The organism is Streptomyces phaeoluteigriseus, from assembly GCF_001896135.2.
Lineage (GTDB): Bacteria > Actinomycetota > Actinomycetes > Streptomycetales > Streptomycetaceae > Streptomyces > Streptomyces phaeoluteigriseus.
This window is the reverse complement of the sequence record NZ_MPOH02000019.1, coordinates 665,497-682,033: the sequence shown is the minus strand read 5'-3', so window position 1 is coordinate 682,033 and position 16,537 is coordinate 665,497. Positions and strand designations below refer to the sequence as shown.

Sequence of the window (16,537 nt, the reverse complement as noted above, 5' to 3'; positions counted from 1 at the left end):
TCACTCGCCGATGTCCTCGTTCCACAGAGCCGGGTTCTTCCCGATGAAGTCGCGCATCATCGCGACGCACGCGGGGTCGTCCAGGAGCACGATCTCCACGCCGTGTGCGGCGAGCCAGTCGTGGCCGCCCCGGAAGGTGACCGCCTCCCCGATCACGACACGCGAGATGCCGAACTGACGGACCAGCCCGGAGCAGTACCAGCACGGCGAGAGCGTCGTGACCATCGTCGTCCCGCGGTACGTCCGCTGCCGTCCCGCCGCCCGGAACGCCGCCGTCTCCGCGTGCGTCGAGGGGTCGTCGTCCTGCACGCGCCGGTTGTGCCCCCGGCCGAGAAGCGTTCCGTCGGCGCCGTAGAGCGCGGCACCGATCGGAACACCACCCTCGGCGAGCCCGGCCCGTGCCTCCTCGACGGCGCTGCCGAGCCAGCTCCACGCCGTCGCCCGATCCAGAAGTTCCATGTCCTCACTGTGGCCGAGAGTCGGGAGGAAGTCCCCGGTGACGGGCCTGCCGAGCGGGCTCGCTCGGCAGGCCGGCCGGTGTGGTGGTCGGTGGGGCCGGTGCGGCGGACCGTGTCGGAATCCCCGGGAAAACGTCCGGCGGGAGGTCGAGTAGCCTGTGCCGATCACCGCCGCAGGCGCGGCAGTTGAGCCCCCGGTGGAAGGAAAGGTCATGGTTGCTGCTCCCGTTCTGGAGGAGCTGCGGGAGGTCTGCCAGCCGCAGGCCAAGCTGGCGAGCCGCAACGGAGAGCACTGGGCCGGCCGCCTCTACATGCGCCGCGTCTCGCTGCGCCTCACCCGTCAGCTGGTGCGCACCCCGGTCACCCCCGACCAGCTCACCTGGACGATGGTCGTGTGCGGCGTGCTGTCGGGTGCCGCGCTGCTGATCCCGGGGCTGACCGGCGCCGTCCTCGCCGCCCTGCTCATGCAGTTGTTCCTCCTCTTCGACTGCGTCGACGGCGAAGTCGCCCGCTGGAAGGGCCAGAACAGCGCGACCGGCATCTACGTCGACCGCCTCGGCGCCTACCTGGCCGACGCGGCGCTGATGATCGGCTTCGGTTTCCGGGCCGCCGAGTCCGGGATCGTCGGTGGCTGGGCGGGGTTCAACGGCTGGGTCTCGCTCGGCCTCGCGACCGCGCTCGGCGTCGTCCTGCTGAAGGCCTCCACCGACCTGGTGGACGTCGCCCGCGCTCGGCGGGGGCTGGCCGTGGCCGACGACGAGGCGACCCGGCCGCGGTCGCAGGGGGTCGCCTCGGTACGGCGGCTCGCGGCGGCCTTCAAAATCCACCGGGTCACCAACGGCATCGAGGCCTCACTGGTGCTGCTGGTCGTGGCGGTGGCGGACGCGATGAGCGGCGGGGTGGAGCCGACGCGTTGGGCGCTGGGCGCGATCGCCGTCATCACGTGGGTGATGGTCCCGGCGCACCTGCTGTCGATCCTGGCGTCCTCACGCCTTCGCTGAGCCGAGCCCGTCGGCGAGGTACGCCGACAACGCCCCCGCGGCCGCCAGCATGGCCTGGCTGCGGGTGGTCAGGGACTCCGCCCGCGCCGTCAGGGCCCTGCGCAGGGCCCTGGTGCCGCCCTCCCGGCGCAGGTCCTCCAGGACGGGGCGGATCTGGTCCAGGAGGTAGTGGCCGCGGCGCAGGCTGTGGATCACGCGGGCGTCCCGTAGCTCGGCGGGGCCGTACAGCCGGTAGCCGGTGGGGTGTTCGCGGGGCGGGGTGAGGAGGGCGGCCGCCTCCCACACCCGTAGCGCCGACGGGCGTACGCCGAGCAGGGCGGCGACCTCTCCGATGCGCAGACCGGGCCGCTCGCGGTGTTCCGGGATGTCCTCGGCGAGGGTTTCCAGGGCCTCGCCGGTGGCCCGCAGCGCCGCCCGTTCCTCGTGCAGCGCGGCGTGCGCCGCGTCGACGAGGGCGAGCGCGCCCGGCACGTCACCGGCGTGCACGGTCCGCATGATCCGGGTGGCCCGCAGCGGGCCGTATCCGGCGAGCAGGGCCCGGTACGTCAGCAGGGCCCGCCGGTGTACGTCCCCGAAGGTGCGGTAGCCGGACTCGGTGCGCCCGGCCGGGGGCAGCACACCCGCCTCCTCGTAGTTGCGGATCTGCTGGGTCGACAGTCCGGCGAGGCGGGCCAGGTCGACGGTGCGCAGGCGGCCGCCGCGACCGTCGGTGTCATGGGTGCGGGGTGTCGTCATGGTGATCGGGCACCACGGTAGCGGGCGCTCGTGAGGCGCTCGTACCGGCGGTGTTTCCGCGGGCGCACCACGGGTGGCGGGGCGATCGCGCACGGTCCCGGGGGCGTTCTCAGGCGGTGCGGGAGAGGGCTCGGTCGGACGGGGAAGAGGACCGGCGGCCGGGACTGGGCGGCGGTCGCGCCGAGCGTGAGACGCACGGCTCCGGCCGGTCGCCGGAGGCCGTCATGGACGAGACGGACCTGGTCCGGCGGGAGGCCGTGGCCTTCGAACCGCGGGAACCCGGAGGCCGGGGCAGCCGCGGGAGCCGTGGGAGCCGGACGGGGAGGACGGCGGCTGAGGGCGCGAGCGCCCCCTGAGCCTCGTCGGCGCTCGTCGGCTCCCGTCAGCTCTCGTCCCCCTTGCCCTTCCCGTCGTTGCCCTTCTCGTCGTTCTTCTCGTCGTCGTCCAGCGACTTCAGGAAGTCGGGGTTGTCGTCCGGGGCGATCCACTGTCGCTGCTGCGCGCGGCCCTCGCGGACGCCGGCCCAGCCGTCGGCGGCAGGGCTGCGCTTCTTGCCCGCGACGAGCCACGAGAGCGAGCCGACGAGCGGGAACAGCAGGACGAGGATCGCCCACAGCGGCTTCGGCATGTGCCGGATGTCGTCGTCCTTCGTGCTGATGCAGTCGATGAACGCGTAGACGCTCAGCGCCAGCGGTACCAGGAACATCAGTACCCGCAGCATGGGGTCTCTCCAGCGCAGAGGGCGGTGGGGCCGCGAGTACGGGCCCCAGGTACGGGGTCAGGGTAGCCCCTCGGGGATACTTGACCGCATGGCTTACGACGATCTTCGCTCCCTGCTCAGGTCCCTGGAGCGCGAGGGCGACCTCAAGCGCATCAAGGCCGAGGTCGACCCGTATCTGGAGGTCGGGGAGATCGTCGACCGGGTCCAGAAGTCCGGCGGCCCCGCGCTCCTCTTCGAGAACGTGAAGGGCTCGGCGATGCCCCTCGCGATGAACGTGTTCGGCACCGACCGCCGCCTGCTGAAGGCCCTCGGGCTGAAGTCGTACGCGGAGATCTCGGAGCGGATCGGCGCGCTGCTGAAGCCGGAGCTGCCGCACGGGTTCGTCGGGGTCCGCGAGGCGTTCGGCAAACTGGGCGCGATGACGCACGTCCCGCCGAAGAAGGTGAAGGACGGTCCCGTGCAGGAGGTCGTCCTGCGCGGTGACGAGGTGGACCTGGACCGGCTGCCGGCCCTGTTCACCTGGCCGCAGGACGGCGGGTCGTTCTTCAACCTGGGCCTGACCCACACCAGGGACCCGGAGAACGGGGTCCGCAACCTCGGCCTCTACCGCCTCCAGCGCCACGACAAGCGCACGATCGGCATGCACTGGCAGATCCACAAGGACAGCCGCAACCACTACCAGGTCGCGGCGCGCCGGGGCGAGCGACTGCCGGTCGCGATCGCCTTCGGCTGCCCGCCGGCCGTCACGTACGCCTCCACCGCCCCGCTGCCCGGCGACATCGACGAGTACCTCTTCGCCGGGTTCCTCGCGGGCAAGCGGATCGAGATGGTCGACTGCAAGACGGTCCCGCTCCAGGTGCCGGCGCAGGCGGAGGTCGTGCTGGAGGGCTGGCTGGAGCCGGGCGAGATGCTCCCGGAGGGGCCGTTCGGCGACCACACCGGTTTCTACACGCCGCAGGAACCGTTCCCGGCGCTGACGATCGACTGCGTGACGATGCGGAAGCGTCCGCTGCTCCAGTCGATCGTGGTGGGCCGCCCGCCGACCGAGGACGGCCCGCTCGGCCGCGCGACGGAGCGGTTCTTCCTCCCGCTCCTCAAGATCATCGTCCCGGACATCGTGGACTACCACCTGCCCGAGGCCGGCGGCTTCCACAACTGCGCGATCGTCTCGATCGACAAGAAGTACCCCAAGCACGCGCAGAAGGTCATGCACGCGGTGTGGGGCGCCCACATGATGTCCCTGACCAAGCTGATCGTGGTCGTCGACTCCGACTGCGACGTCCACGACCTGCACGAGGTCGCCTGGCGGGCGCTGGGCAACACCGACTACGCCCGTGACCTGTCGATCGTCGAGGGCCCCGTCGACCACCTCGACCACGCCTCCTACCAGCAGTTCTGGGGCGGCAAGGCGGGCATCGACGCGACGAGGAAGTGGCCCGAGGAGGGCTACACCCGCGACGGCGGCTGGCCGGACATGGTCCTCTCGGACCCGGAGACGGCGGCGACGGTCGACCGCCGGTGGAAGGAGTACGGACTGTGAGTTCGGCATCCGCAGCGCTCCCGCAGCAGCCGGGACGCACGAAGGCCTTCCTGCGCCTGGTGATGATCGAGCACTCGGTCTTCGCCCTGCCCTTCGCCTACATCGCCGCGCTGACCGCGATGTTCGAGCTGGACGGGAACATCCACTGGGGACGGCTGCTGCTGGTCACCGTCTGCATGGTCGGTCTGCGCACCTTCGCCATGGCGGTCAACCGGATCATCGACCGCGAGATCGACGCGCGGAACCCGCGCACCGCCCACCGCGAACTCGTCACCGGCGCCATGTCGGTGAAGCACGCCTGGACCGGCGCGCTCATCGCGCTCGTGGTCTTCCTCGGCTCGGCGGCCCTGCTCAACCCGCTCTGCCTCGTCCTGGCCCCGGTCGCCGTGATCCCGATGGTGGTCTACCCCTACGGAAAACGCTTCACGAACTTTCCGCAGGCCATCCTCGGTATCGCCCAGGCGATGGGCCCGATCGGCGGCTGGCTGGCGATCACCGGCGAGTGGTCCTGGGACGCGGTGATCCTGGGGCTGGCCGTCGGCATCTGGATCGGCGGCTTCGACCTGATCTACGCCTGCCAGGACGTCGACACCGACCGCGAGATCGGCGTCAGGTCGGTCCCGGCCCGCTTCGGCATCCCGGCCGCGATCTGGGGCGCCCGAGCCTGTCACGCCGTCACCACGGCCCTGTTCGTCTGGTACGCCCTCGCCACGGACGCGGGTGTCTTCTTCTGGCTGGGCCTGCTGGTCGTCGCGGGCGCGTTCGTCTACGAGCACACCATCGTCCGGCCGCACGACCTGTCCCGCCTGGACAGGGCGTTCTTCTCCACGAACGGCTTCATCGGCATCAGCCTCTTCGTGTGCGCGCTCATCGACCTCCTGGTGCGCGGCCTCACGGTGTAGGGCCTGTCCGGCGGGTCAGGCCGCGGACGCGCGGGTTCCGACCGCACATCCGCGCCATCGCCGCCTGCCGCCTGCCGCCTGTCGTCGGTTTGCGCTTGTCGGTTGTCGGTCGTCGACTCCCCCGCTCCCGACGTCGACGCGAGCGGGGGACCCCGATCGCGTCGACGCCCTCCGTCGCCTGGCGGCCGCACCCACCGGACCCCGCTCACCAGCCGGAACGAGCCGCCGCTGCCCTCCTGCGGCCCGCTCCGCCGGACAGGCCCTGGTCCGGTCCGGACCACCTCCCCGTTCGCCGGTACGCTCAGGGTGTGAACGCAGGAGAAAAGCAGCGCGTGCCTTGGATCGTGGGGGTGTCCGGGGCGTCCGGTACGCCCTATGCCGCCGCCGTGCTGCGCGCGCTGCTCGCCGGGGGCGAGAGCGTGGACCTGGTCGTCAGCCGGGCCTCGCGGCTCACGCTGCTCGACGAGACGGGGATCTCGTTCCGGGACGCGCACTGGCGGGACGACCTGCGCAACTGGCTCGCGCGGGGCGCCGACGGGAAGCCGGACACCTTCGACGTCGACGTGGACTCGGACGCGGTGCGGTACTGGGCCGCCGGTGACCTGGCGGCGGGGCCGTCGTCGGGGTCGTACGCCACGAAGGGGATGCTGATCGTGCCCGCCTCGACGGCCTGTGTCGCGGGCGTCGCGCTCGGGCTGTCCAAGGACCTCCTCCAGCGGGCGGCGAGCGTGACGCTCAAGGAGCGCCGCACGCTCGTCGTCGCCGTCCGGGAGACCCCGCTGAGCGGGCAGACCCTGCGGCACCTCGTCGCCCTGGACGACGCGGGCGCGAGCGTCGTACCCGCCTCTCCGGCCTTCTACGCGGGCGCCACCCACATCCAGGACCTGGTCGACTTCGTCGCCGGCCGGGTCCTCGACGCGGCGGGCGTGGCGCACGGCCTCTACCGCCGCTGGAAGGGCGAACTGGGCGGCGGCGCACGCCCCGCCTGAGCGACCAGGGACAGCGGCGACGGTGGCGGGCAGCGGTAACCACCAGCACCACTTTCAGTAACTCTCAGACCTCTTCATCGGAAGGCTCGATCGCATGGACGCGGTGGACAGGCAGCTCATCCAGGCCCTGAGGGAGAACGGCCGGGCCTCCTACGCGGAGCTGGGGCGCCTCGTCGGTCTGTCGGGACCCAGCGTCACCGACCGCATCAACCGGTTGGAGGCGGCCGGCGTCATCACGGGCTACCGGGCCACGGTGAACGCCGCCTCGCTCGGCCTGGGCGTCACCGCCCTCATCGGCATCTCCCTCTCCGACGCCGCCGACCACGAGGACGTGGCCGCGCGGATGAAGGACCTCAGCGAGATCGAGGACTGCTGGTTCATCGCCGGTGACGACTCGTTCATGCTCAAGGTCCGGGCGAACGACGTCGACGGACTGGAGAAGATCATCCGCCGGCTGTCCGGCACGAAGGGCGTGTCCCGCACGCGTACGACGATCGTGCTCTCGACGAAGTGGGAGAACCGGGTCGGGGAGCTTCCCGAAGAGGTCTGACCGGCCGGGCGCGTGCGGCGCCGTTCGGGGGCACCACCCGCCCGAAGGGCGGGGGCGTACGGTTGACGAAGTCTGTCTCAGGGCGAAACGGAAGAGGTAGCGGCATGGACGTCGGGCTCAAGCGCGAGCTGGAGCAGAAGGTCGGGGCCGGTGAGCGGCTGACCCGCGAGGACGGCATCGCGCTGTACGAGTCGGACGACCTGGCCTGGCTGGGCGGACTCGCACACGAGGTGCGGACGCGGAAGAACGGCGACGTCGTCCACTTCAACGTCAACCGCCACCTCAACATGACGAACGTGTGCACGGCCTCCTGCGCGTACTGCTCCTTCCAGCGCAAGCCGGGGGAGAAGGACGCGTACACGATGCGCATCGAGGAGGCCGTCAAGCTCGCCAAGGCGATGGAGTCGGAGAACCTCACCGAGCTGCACATCGTCAACGGCCTGCACCCGAACCTGCCGTGGCGCTACTACCCGCGCTCCCTGCGCGAGCTGAAGGCCGCCCTGCCGCACGTGTCCCTGAAGGCCTTCACGGCGACGGAGATCCACCACTTCGAGACGATCTCGGGTCTGTCGGCGTCGGAGATCCTGGACGAGCTGATCGACGCGGGCCTGGAGTCGCTGACCGGCGGCGGCGCGGAGATCTTCGACTGGGAGGTCCGCCGGCACATCGTGGACCACCGCACGCACTGGGAGGACTGGTCGCGGATCCACCGCCTGGCGCACGAGAAGGGTCTCAAGACCCCGAGCACCATGCTGTACGGCCACATCGAGGAGCCCCGCCACCGCGTGGACCACGTCCTGCGGCTGCGCGAACTCCAGGACGAGACCGGCGGCTTCCAGGTCTTCATCCCGCTCCGCTACCAGCACGACTTCGTGGACATGAAGGACGGCAAGGTCCGCAACCGCCTTCAGGCCCGTACGCAGATGGCGACCGGCGCGGAGGCCCTCAAGACCTTCGCGGTCTCGCGCCTGCTCTTCGACAACGTGCCGCACGTCAAGGTCTTCTGGGTCATGCACGGCGTCCAGACCGCCCAGCTCGCCCTCCAGCACGGCGCGGACGACATGGACGGCTCGGTCGTCGAGTACAAGATCACGCACGACGCCGACAACTACGGCACCCCGAACAAGCTCACCCGCGAAGACCTCCTCGACCTCATCCGGGACGCCGGCTTCCGCCCGGTCGAACGCAACACGCGCTACGAGATCATCCGCGAGTACGACGCCCCGGACCCGGCGCGCAGGGAGTCCCCGCAGCCGATGCGGCTCTGACCTGGGGCGGGGTCGGGCGCAGTGGGCCGGATGCCCGCGTGGAGGTAAGGATTACAATTCCCCAGTGTCCCTTACCTTCACGCTCGACCCCGCCGTCACCCCCGAGCTGCGCGACGGCATCCTGGACCTCTGGACGGACGTCTCCAACGCGGGCGGGGCCGTGGGTTTCGTGCCGCCGGTGACCCGTGAGACGGTCCGCCCGGAACTCGTCCGCCACCTCGTGCAGATGGCCGAGGGCCGCACCCGCCTCCTCGTGGGCCGGGACGAGACCGGCGAGGTGGCCGCGGCCGCGTTCCTCACCGCCAACACGCACCGCCTGATGACCCACTGGCTGTGGCTGTACACGGTGATGGTCCACCCCCGCCACCAGGGCAAGGGCTACGGCCGCGACCTGCTCTCCGCCGCCGAGGCGGCGGCCCGCACCTTCGACGGCATCGACGCGATACGGCTCACCTGCCGGGGCGGCCTGGGCCTGGAGCGCTTCTACGCGTCCTGCGGATACAAGGAGGTCGGCCGGGTGCCGGACGCGATCAGGGTGGCCCCGGGCGACGACCGCGACGACGTCACGATGCTGCTGCCCCTGACCTGACGGACACCCGGTCCCGTACCCGCCCCGCCCCCGCCCCGGCCGCGGGATCGGAAGCCGGGCGTGCTTCACTGGACGGTGCCCGTTCGGGACCTTCGGGATCTTCGGGACCTACGGACCTCCCCCGGAGGGGGGACCTTCAGAGACGGAAGAGTGGATTTAGGGATGCTTCGCTACTCGCTGATGCGCCTCGGTGTCTTCGTGGGCTGCCTCGCGGCCGTCTGGGGACTCGTCTACTTCGGTGTCTTCCCGCGCGGCCTGGGCGACTCCAACGGCATGTGGATCGTCCTGCTGTCGCTGGTGCTCTCCGCCCCGCTCAGCTTCGTCCTGCTGCGCAAGGAGCGTGACCGCGCCTCGGAGACGGTCGTGCGGCGCGTGGACCGGCTGAAGGCGGGCCTGGAGTCCAACCGCTCCCAGGAGGACGAGGCGGTCGACTCGGCCCACGCGCAGGGGCAGCCCTCGTAGCCTCTGTTCCCCGATGGGGAAGTGCGTCGAGTTCCGCGGCGGTCACGGAGGCGTCCACGGCGACGGCGTGGGCGGCCGGGGCCGCGAGCCTCTCGATCGGCCGCCATGGCTCCCGGTCCACCAGCGGCAGAAGGACACGCCCCGGACGCGCGCATCGATTCCACGGCATCTCGTGCGCGGGGGGCACGATCTGGTGCTCCGAGGTCACGTCCGGTTCCCGCCCTCACCGGTGGCCCAGGTGCGGGCGCGCCCTACCTGTGGGACCGGCGCCGCGCGGTGACGACCGTCGTCCCCCGGCCAACTCGGGCGGAGTCAGGGCTTCGCAGGAGAGTTCGACCCCGGCGGCCCCAACTAGTCTTTGCCCATGGGTGCCGTGAAGACCAAGCGGATGCCGCGTGCCGTCCGTGAGCAGCAGATGCTCGACGCCGCCGTGGAGACCTTCGGGAGGCGCGGCTACATGGCCGCGTCGATGGACGAGATCGCCGAACTGGCGGGCGTGTCCAAGCCGTTGGTCTACCTCTACCTGAACTCCAAGGAAGACCTGTTCACCGCGTGCATACGGCGCGAGGCGGAGGCGCTCGTCGGCGCGGTGCGCGCGGGCGTGGACACCGCCCTGCCGGCCGACCGCCAGCTCTGGGGCGGCCTGCTGGCGTTCTTCGCGCACACCGGCCGCCATCCGCACGCCTGGTCCGTCCTGCACATCCAGGCCCGTACGCACGGCGAGACCTTCGCCGCCGAGGTCGTGGCGATGCGCGCGGAGATCGTGGCGTTCGTGACCCAGCTGATCGTGGTCGCCGCCCGCGAGGCACACCGTGACCCGGACCTCCCCGAACGGGAGGTGTCGGGTCTGGCCGAGGCCCTGGTGGGTGCCGCCGAGTCCCTGGCCGCCTGGGCGAACACCGCCGATTCGGTCACCCCCCGCCAGGCGGCGACGACGCTGATGAACTTCGCGTGGGCCGGCCTCGGCAACCTCATGGCCGGCCGTCCCTGGACCCCACCGGAGTCCTGAACCGGGGCGTTCGGTCAGGCCGGTGCCACCGCCTCCACCCGCCCCCTCACATGCATCCGCTCTCCGTCGTCCCCCGCCCCCCGCAGCTCGAACCGCCCCTCGTCCGCCGCGAAGGACACGGCCCCCGGCAGCAGGACGGCGCCCGGAAATCGACGGCGACGTGCGCCGCGGCCGGGGTCCCGTGCGCGGCGAGGCAGCGGGCCGCGGTCCACATGCCGTGGGCGATGGCACGGGGGAAGCCGAAGAGGCGGGCGGTGAGCGGGGAGAGGTGGATGGGATTGCGGTCCCCGGACACGGCCCCGTACCGCCGCCCCACATCCGCACCGAGCCGCCACTCGTCGACGACGGGAAGGGAAGGCCCGGCCACGGGAAGGGAAGGCCCGGCCACCGGAGGGGCGGCACCGGCCACCGGAAGCGGCGGTTCCACACCTCCCGCAGCCTGCTCGGGGACCTGCCCACCCGTCCGGTGCCGGGCCAGATACGTACTCTCCGACTCCCACACCACCTCCCCGCCCTCCCGCAGTACGGTCACGACGACCGCCTCCGTGCCGCGCCGGTGCGGGGCCAACCGGTCTACGTGGACGGCGAGTTCGTAGGTCGTCCCGGTGGCCGGGAGGTTCCGGTGCCGGGTCAGTGAGATCGACGTGTGGACGAGGCCGAGCAGCGGCAGGGGGAACGCGCGGCCGCTCATGACGCGCATGGCCAGCGGGAAGCCCAGGACGTGCGGGTAGGTGATCGGGAGGGCGTCGTCGCCGGTGGGGAAGCCGCAGACCCGCTCGTAGGCGGCGAGCCGGGCCAGGTCGACGCGCAGGCCGGGCAGGACGAGCCGGCCCCCGGAGAAGACGGCGCCGGGCCGGGGTCGCTTGAAGGGCGACAGGAGCGCACCGCGGGCGAACGACGGGCCGAGGGCCGGGGGCGCGGAGAGCGGCGGGTTCGTCACCGGGCCCGCTCCTCGCCGCCGGGACGCGTGTTCCGGTCGGTCATGTCCATCTCTCCCACCCCTCGCCTACTCAGCCGAACGACCTTACTGTGGAGTAAGGTTACCGCCGGTAAATTTATCGGCAAGCCCACTCGGCGACCCGTGGTCACCCCGCCGCCGGCGAACCTGAGGGTCACTCACGAACCCCTGGAGGTTGCACATCCCCAGCCCATGAACGCCCCCGAACCCGCACAAGCCCCACACGTCAGCCACGTACGATCCCCTTCCTGACCGGGGGTAACCCCTTTCTGCGGTTCCGTCCCGGTTGAACGCCTCGACGTCCGAGGCACGTACCTCATGCAGCAAGCAGTTCCTTCGCTGCACGCCCAGGGAGCCGCCCGTGTCCACCCCGTATTCATCCTCGACGCCGGCCTTCGCCGGTTACGACGCTCCCCCCGCCCTCGTGGAACCCGAGACCCGCAGGCTGGACGGCGTCGTGAGGGAGGCGTCGATGCCGGTGTTCGCGCGCCCGATGACGTACGGCTCGCTCGCGGAGCTGCCGTTCGACAACGCGGGAGCGGCCCCCGACGCCGTGGTCCTCAGCCGCAGGGACGCGGAGGGCCGGTGGACGGACGTGACGGCCCAGCAGTTCGCCGCCGAAGTCCTCGCGGTGGCCAAGGGGTTGATCGGGGAGGGGCTCGCGCCGGGCGACCGGATCGCCATCATGGCCCGTACGACCTACGAGTGGACGCTGCTCGACTTCGCCGCCTGGGCGGCCGGACTGGTCACCGTCCCCGTCTATCCGACCTCCTCCGTCTTCCAGACCCGGTGGATCCTCCAGGACTCCGGCGCGGTCGCCCTCGTCACCGAGACGCTCGGGCAGGCGGCGGCCATCGGCCCCGAACGCGACCGGCTGCCCGACCTGCACCACATCTGGGTGATCGAGAAAGGGCATGTGGACCGCCTCGCCGAACTGGGTGAGCAGCACGTCCCGGAGGCCGAAGTCGAGGTCCGGCGGGGCATGTTGGTCCCGGACACCCTCGCCACCCTCGTCTACACCTCGGGCACCACCGGCCGCCCCAAGGGCTGCGCGCTCACCCACGGGAACTTCTTCGCCGAGGTCGACAACGCGATCGAGCTGCTCTACCCGGTCTTCAAGTCGTCCACCGACGACCTCTCCGTGCTCCTCTTCCTCCCCATGTCCCACGTCTTCGGCCGGATGGTCGCCATCGCCTGCATCCGCGCCCGCGTCCGCCTCGGACACGCCCCCAGCCTCAAGGCCGACAAGCTGATCCCGGACCTGGCCGCGTTCAGACCCACCTGCCTGCTCGCCATCCCGTACATGCTGGAGAAGATCTTCAACACGGCCCGCGCGAAGGCGGAGGCGAGCGGCAAGGTGTCCACCTTCGACCGGGCGGTGAACACGGCCATCCGCTACGGCGAGGCCGTCGAGGCCCACAACGCCGGCACCGGAAGCGGTCCCGGTGCCACCCTCCGCGCGGCCCGCGCCCTCTACGACCCGCTGGTCTACCGCCGCATCCGCAACGCGATGGGCGGCCGGGTCCGGCACGCCATCTGCGGCGGCTCCCCGCTGGGCCGCCGCCTCGCCGCGTTCTACGCCGGCGCGGGCATCGAGATCTACGAGGGCTACGGCCTCACCGAGACGACGGGCGCCTCGACCGTCACCCCTCCCATGAAGCCCCGCCTGGGCACGGTCGGCTGGCCGCTGCCGGGCACGAAGATCCGCATAGCCGCCGACGGCGAGATACTCATCGCCGGTGACCACGTCCTGCGCGGCTACTGGGACCCGGCGGCGGGCGGAGTCGTCCCCGCCGCCCCCGACGGCTGGCTCGCCACCGGCGACATAGGCGAACTCGACGACGAGGGCTACCTCACGATCACCGGCCGCAAGAAGGAGCTGATCATCACCTCCGGCGGCAAGAGCGTCGCCCCCGCCCCACTGGAGAACTGGCTGCGCTCGCACCCCCTGATCTCCCAGGCCATGGTCCTCGGCGACGGCCGCCCCTACGTCTCCGCCCTGCTCACCCTCGACCCCGACGGCCTCACCCACTGGCGCCAGATGAACGGCAAGCACCCCGTCCCCGTCGAACTCCTCATCGGTGACGACGAGTTGAACGAGGTCCTCCAGCGGGCCATCGACGAGGCCAACAAGCTCGTCTCCCGCCCCGAGTCGATCCGCCGGTTCGCCGTCCTGCCCCGCGACTTCACCGAGGCGGAGGGCCACCTCACGCCCTCCATGAAGCTCCGCCGGGAGGCGGTCCTGCGCGACTTCGCCGACGACGCGGAAGCGCTGTACCGGCAGTAATCGGTTCACGGAACAGGTCTGCGGCCGGGGAGGATGGCGCCCGTGAACGCCATCGAGTTCTTCCACTACCCCTGGGCCGAGAGCCCGGCCCACCCGGACCACCTGGTGTGGGGAGTCAGAGTGGACGGCACGGACCTGCGCACGCTCGTCGGCGAGGCGACCCACCCGCTGTGGCGCGCCGAACTGGCGGGCGAGTTCGACGACGAGGCCGAGGACGAGAAGGAGACCGCCGAGCAGGTCCGCGTCCAGCACGACGGCCTCGGCGTCCCCGAGTTCCAGGACCACTTCCGCACCGCCGGGGACACCGTCCCCCTGCTCGGCTGCTCCTGCGGCATCTGGGGCTGCTGGCCCCTCATGGCCAAGGTCACCCTCACCCCCACGACGGTGACCTGGTCGACCTTCCGCCAGCCGTACCGGGAGGAGTGGGGGGAACTCGCCCTGGGTCCCTACGAGTTCCCCCGAGAGGCCTACGAGTCCGCGGTGGGCGCTCCGCTGGTGCTGGGGGAGGACCCGCTGCCGTAGGGGAGGAACTGGGCCCAGGCGGCGGGGGAGAGGGCCAGGGCGGGCCCGGTGGGGTTCTTGGAGTCACGGACGTGGATGGTGTGGGGGCAGGCGGCGAGTTCTAGGCATTCGCCGCCTTCGCCGTCGCTGTAGGTCGACTTGCGCCAGGTGTAGGCGACTTCGAGGCACTCCCCACCTTCGCCGCCGCTGTAGCTGGACTTCAACCAGTTGAGTTCTGGGCTGTTCACAACTCCCCCAGCTTCTTCTCGATCAGCGCCCGGGACTCGGCGGGCGGCAGGGCCATCGCCCGCATGATCCCATAGCGCTCGACGATTGTTCGGACCTCTTCGGCGTCCGTGATCAAGCGTGGGTACCCCTGGACCTCGGTGTACGCCACCTGAGGATGCCTCTTTGGCGTGAGCAAGTTGAACCCACCGTCCATGTTGGGGTGTTGCTCGATGCCGGTGGGCATCACCTGCATCTCCACGTTCCGCAGGTTCCCGATGCGAAGCAACTGCTTCAACTGTGTTTCCCGGACAGACTTGCCGCCGATGGGCCGGTCCAGGACAACTTCCTCCAGCACGAAACTGCACACGGGCACAGGCCACTTGTCGAGAACCTGCTGACGAGCCATCCGGTCGGCAATGCGCTTCTCGATCGTCTCCTCGTCGAGCAGCGGCCGTTGGCGTGAGAACACCGCCCGTGCGTAGTCCTCCGTCTGCAACAGGCCCGGCACACCTTGGTTGGCGTAGAAGTGCAGCTCGCGGGCCTCCGCTTCCAAGGCGGCGTAACTCCGGTACCACTCCGGATGCCGCGTCCGTGCCCTGCTCATCGCCTCCCGCACCTCGGGGATCGCGTCCAGCAGCATCCCCCCGGCGTCCAAGAGCGCGTCCGCCTTCTCCAGCACCTCCGGCCGATGAGCCGTACTCCCCGCTCCATCGACGAGATGCATCCGGGCCGTACCCGACCAGCACCCCGAACTCCTTCTGCGTGAGCCCCTTCCGCTCACGCAGCCGCTTCATCATCTTGCCGAGAGCCGTGAACAGCCCCGTCGTCCCGTCAGCCTCCGCCGGTGTCTCCGGCCTCCGCTCGCGTTCTTCCTGCATGTCACCCCACCGCCTTCGCACTTGCCCGTGGTCGCGCCGACGCCCCGTACTCGTATCCCGGCGCAGCCGTACAGCTACGGAGAGTCGCGAAGTCGCCCCTGGTCAGGGTAGAGACAACGGACCACGCTCAGTGACGTGAACTCCGAAATCTCCACCCAGATCTCCACCCCCCTCGGGGAGCTGACCCTCCGCCTCAGCTCCACGCCGAGGGGTGCCCGGCTGGCCCGGCGGATGACGGCGCAGCAGCTCGACGCCTGGGGACACCCGCACGACGGGGACGCCAACCACGCGGCGCAGCACGTCGTCGCCGAGCTGGCCGCGAACGCCGTGACGCACGGCCGGGTGCCGGGACGGGACTTCGAGCTGCGGCTGCTGCTGCTCCCGGAGGGCACGCTGCGTGTCGAGGTGAGTGACACGCGAGGCGACCGGGAACTGCGGATCGTGACGGACCCGGACGCGGAGGGTGGCCGGGGCCTGGTGCTGGTCGCCGTACTCGCGAGGACGTGGGGCGTCGACGAGCGGGACGTGGGCAAGACGGTCTGGGCCGAGATCCCGCTCACGGCTCACGGGAAACGCGTGTGAGGGAAGGGCGCTTCGTCCAGGGCTTCACCAGGGAAGGAGAGGGACCGCTCGCGGCCCGGCGCCGACCTTCGGACACCTGGCCGCGCCGGACCTCGCGGGGGCTCTCTAGGCGCGGGCAACCAGGTAGGCCTGCGGCACCTTCTCGTCGAGTTCGGGCTCCGGTGCGCGGACCGTCCGGGACCGTACGGAGAAACCGGCTTCGGACAGCAGCTCGGCCATCCCCTCCGGCGTGCGGCGGTGGAAGTCCAGGGAGACCGGGTGGCCCCAAGGCCGTTCGAGGTGCCTGGGCTCGTCGCCGACCTGGAAGGCGAGCAGGGCGTGGCCGCCGGGCTTGAGGACACGCCGGAACTCGGCGAAGAGGCGGGGGAGCCGGTCCGCGGGCGTGTGGATGGACGAGTACCAGGAGACGACCCCGTCCAGGGAGCCGTCCTCGTGCCCCAGCTCCAGCATCGAGCCCCGCTCGAACCGGATACCCGGATTCTCCCGCCGTGCCACCGCCAGCATCGACTCCGACAGATCCAGCCCGGACATGGACAGCCCCAGCGACGCGAGGTGCCCGGTCACCCGCCCCGGCCCGCAGCCGAGATCGGCCACCTTCCCGCCCACGCCGACGAGTTCGGCGTACAGCGCGAACACGGCCCGGTCCCAGGGGAGCTTCGCGTGCAGGTCACGGAAGCGGTCGGCGTAGTCCTCGGCGATGGCGTCGTAGAAGGTGCGGGTGGCGGTGAGGAAATCGGAGGCTTCGGTCATGCGCGGGACCGTAACCGGTGCCACTGACAGCCCCGTTCCCCCTTAGAGCGTCCGCCGGTAGGGCCTATTTGGCGCAACTGGCAGGTTGAGGCAGCGAAGATTCGTTACGCAGGGTAGTGGCTGGAGGTT

Annotated in this window: 17 protein-coding genes and 2 pseudogenes; 12 read left to right on the top strand and 7 right to left on the bottom strand. The window is 71.0% G+C overall.

Features of this window, described 5'->3' with window-relative positions; translation table 11 throughout:
* The gene (locus BM536_RS32725) at positions 1 to 459 is read right to left on the bottom strand and encodes a nucleoside deaminase (protein WP_073494696.1); all 459 of its coding nucleotides are present in this window, start codon (positions 457 to 459) and stop codon (positions 1 to 3) included.
* A gap of 211 nt (positions 460 to 670) precedes the next feature.
* On the opposite strand from BM536_RS32725, the gene BM536_RS32720 reads away from it, so the two are divergent.
* Positions 671 to 1,459: a CDP-alcohol phosphatidyltransferase family protein gene (locus BM536_RS32720; protein ID WP_073494698.1), complete on the top strand. Its 789-nt coding sequence runs from the start codon at positions 671 to 673 to the stop codon at positions 1,457 to 1,459.
* Here BM536_RS32720 and BM536_RS32715 read toward each other — a convergent pair.
* Complete coding sequence (locus BM536_RS32715) at positions 1,445 to 2,194, bottom strand: MerR family transcriptional regulator (RefSeq protein WP_094103821.1); 750 nt, start codon at positions 2,192 to 2,194, stop codon at positions 1,445 to 1,447. The two genes, BM536_RS32720 and BM536_RS32715, sit on opposite strands and share 15 nt — an antisense overlap.
* A 382-nt stretch (positions 2,195 to 2,576) precedes the next feature.
* Positions 2,577 to 2,915 (bottom strand): PLD nuclease N-terminal domain-containing protein, encoded by a 339-nt coding sequence (locus BM536_RS32710; RefSeq protein ID WP_073494702.1) that lies wholly within the window; start codon positions 2,913 to 2,915, stop codon positions 2,577 to 2,579.
* An 88-nt stretch (positions 2,916 to 3,003) separates the two neighbouring features.
* Here BM536_RS32710 and BM536_RS32705 point away from each other — a divergent pair, with 88 nt between their 5' ends.
* From BM536_RS32705 to BM536_RS32670, 8 genes are all read left to right on the top strand, one after another.
* Positions 3,004 to 4,455, top strand: coding sequence for a menaquinone biosynthesis decarboxylase (locus tag BM536_RS32705; protein WP_073494704.1), 1,452 nt, complete (start codon positions 3,004 to 3,006; stop codon positions 4,453 to 4,455).
* A complete protein-coding gene (gene mqnP, locus BM536_RS32700; RefSeq protein WP_073494706.1) occupies positions 4,452 to 5,357 on the top strand; it encodes a menaquinone biosynthesis prenyltransferase MqnP in 906 nt (301 codons plus the stop codon). The genes BM536_RS32705 and mqnP overlap by 4 nt, the downstream gene beginning before the upstream one ends.
* A 332-nt stretch (positions 5,358 to 5,689) precedes the next feature.
* Positions 5,690 to 6,346, top strand: a complete 657-nt coding sequence (locus tag BM536_RS32695) for a UbiX family flavin prenyltransferase (RefSeq protein ID WP_073494708.1) — start codon at positions 5,690 to 5,692, stop codon at positions 6,344 to 6,346.
* Between the two features lie 94 nt (positions 6,347 to 6,440).
* Positions 6,441 to 6,896, top strand: coding sequence for an Lrp/AsnC family transcriptional regulator (locus BM536_RS32690; protein ID WP_073494711.1), 456 nt, complete (start codon positions 6,441 to 6,443; stop codon positions 6,894 to 6,896).
* A gap of 104 nt (positions 6,897 to 7,000) precedes the next feature.
* Positions 7,001 to 8,164 (top strand): aminofutalosine synthase MqnE, encoded by a 1,164-nt coding sequence (gene mqnE / locus BM536_RS32685; RefSeq protein WP_073494713.1) that lies wholly within the window; start codon positions 7,001 to 7,003, stop codon positions 8,162 to 8,164.
* Between the two features lie 64 nt (positions 8,165 to 8,228).
* The gene (locus tag BM536_RS32680; protein WP_073494715.1) at positions 8,229 to 8,753 is read left to right on the top strand and encodes a GNAT family N-acetyltransferase; all 525 of its coding nucleotides are present in this window, start codon (positions 8,229 to 8,231) and stop codon (positions 8,751 to 8,753) included.
* A gap of 162 nt (positions 8,754 to 8,915) precedes the next feature.
* Positions 8,916 to 9,215, top strand: a complete 300-nt coding sequence (locus BM536_RS32675; RefSeq protein WP_073494717.1) for a DUF4229 domain-containing protein — start codon at positions 8,916 to 8,918, stop codon at positions 9,213 to 9,215.
* Positions 9,216 to 9,579: 364 nt separating this feature from the next.
* Entirely contained in the window at positions 9,580 to 10,224 is a 645-nt protein-coding gene (locus BM536_RS32670; protein ID WP_073494719.1) for a TetR/AcrR family transcriptional regulator, read from the top strand.
* A gap of 14 nt (positions 10,225 to 10,238) precedes the next feature.
* Here the strand turns inward: BM536_RS32670 and BM536_RS32665 are convergent.
* A pseudogene (locus BM536_RS32665) lies at positions 10,239 to 11,164 on the bottom strand (MaoC/PaaZ C-terminal domain-containing protein).
* Positions 11,165 to 11,543: 379 nt separating this feature from the next.
* Between BM536_RS32665 and BM536_RS32660 the strand changes: the two are divergent.
* Positions 11,544 to 13,469, top strand: a complete 1,926-nt coding sequence (locus BM536_RS32660) for an AMP-dependent synthetase/ligase (RefSeq protein WP_073494721.1) — start codon at positions 11,544 to 11,546, stop codon at positions 13,467 to 13,469.
* Between the two features lie 33 nt (positions 13,470 to 13,502).
* A complete protein-coding gene (locus tag BM536_RS32655; protein WP_073494723.1) occupies positions 13,503 to 13,991 on the top strand; it encodes a hypothetical protein in 489 nt (162 codons plus the stop codon).
* On the opposite strand, the gene BM536_RS43410 is transcribed toward BM536_RS32655, so the two are convergent.
* Positions 13,937 to 14,218: a DUF397 domain-containing protein gene (locus BM536_RS43410; protein ID WP_073494725.1), complete on the bottom strand. Its 282-nt coding sequence runs from the start codon at positions 14,216 to 14,218 to the stop codon at positions 13,937 to 13,939. The two genes, BM536_RS32655 and BM536_RS43410, sit on opposite strands and share 55 nt — an antisense overlap.
* Positions 14,215 to 15,076, bottom strand: a pseudogene (locus tag BM536_RS32650) (helix-turn-helix domain-containing protein). The gene BM536_RS43410 and the pseudogene BM536_RS32650 overlap by 4 nt, the downstream one beginning before the upstream one ends.
* A 135-nt stretch (positions 15,077 to 15,211) precedes the next feature.
* Here BM536_RS32650 and BM536_RS32645 point away from each other — a divergent pair.
* The gene (locus BM536_RS32645; protein ID WP_245873897.1) at positions 15,212 to 15,658 is read left to right on the top strand and encodes an ATP-binding protein; all 447 of its coding nucleotides are present in this window, start codon (positions 15,212 to 15,214) and stop codon (positions 15,656 to 15,658) included.
* A 105-nt stretch (positions 15,659 to 15,763) separates the two neighbouring features.
* On the opposite strand, the gene BM536_RS32640 is transcribed toward BM536_RS32645, so the two are convergent.
* Entirely contained in the window at positions 15,764 to 16,408 is a 645-nt protein-coding gene (locus BM536_RS32640) for a class I SAM-dependent DNA methyltransferase (RefSeq protein ID WP_073494729.1), read from the bottom strand.
* Between the last annotated feature and the right edge of the window lie 129 nt (positions 16,409 to 16,537).

What these genes read in the sequence shown, in the direction of transcription:
- BM536_RS32725 (WP_073494696.1), bottom strand. Translation starts at nt 459, where the DNA reads ATGGAACTTCTGGATCGGGCGACGGCGTGGAGCTGGCTCGGCAGCGCC.
- BM536_RS32720 (WP_073494698.1), top strand. Translation starts at nt 671, where the DNA reads ATGGTTGCTGCTCCCGTTCTGGAGGAGCTGCGGGAGGTCTGCCAGCCG.
- BM536_RS32715 (WP_094103821.1), bottom strand. Translation starts at nt 2,194, where the DNA reads ATGACGACACCCCGCACCCATGACACCGACGGTCGCGGCGGCCGCCTG.
- BM536_RS32710 (WP_073494702.1), bottom strand. Translation starts at nt 2,915, where the DNA reads ATGCTGCGGGTACTGATGTTCCTGGTACCGCTGGCGCTGAGCGTCTAC.
- BM536_RS32705 (WP_073494704.1), top strand. Translation starts at nt 3,004, where the DNA reads ATGGCTTACGACGATCTTCGCTCCCTGCTCAGGTCCCTGGAGCGCGAG.
- BM536_RS32690 (WP_073494711.1), top strand. Translation starts at nt 6,441, where the DNA reads ATGGACGCGGTGGACAGGCAGCTCATCCAGGCCCTGAGGGAGAACGGC.
- mqnE (WP_073494713.1), top strand. Translation starts at nt 7,001, where the DNA reads ATGGACGTCGGGCTCAAGCGCGAGCTGGAGCAGAAGGTCGGGGCCGGT.
- BM536_RS32675 (WP_073494717.1), top strand. Translation starts at nt 8,916, where the DNA reads ATGCTTCGCTACTCGCTGATGCGCCTCGGTGTCTTCGTGGGCTGCCTC.
- BM536_RS32670 (WP_073494719.1), top strand. Translation starts at nt 9,580, where the DNA reads ATGGGTGCCGTGAAGACCAAGCGGATGCCGCGTGCCGTCCGTGAGCAG.
- BM536_RS32655 (WP_073494723.1), top strand. Translation starts at nt 13,503, where the DNA reads ATGGCGCCCGTGAACGCCATCGAGTTCTTCCACTACCCCTGGGCCGAG.
- BM536_RS32640 (WP_073494729.1), bottom strand. Translation starts at nt 16,408, where the DNA reads ATGACCGAAGCCTCCGATTTCCTCACCGCCACCCGCACCTTCTACGAC.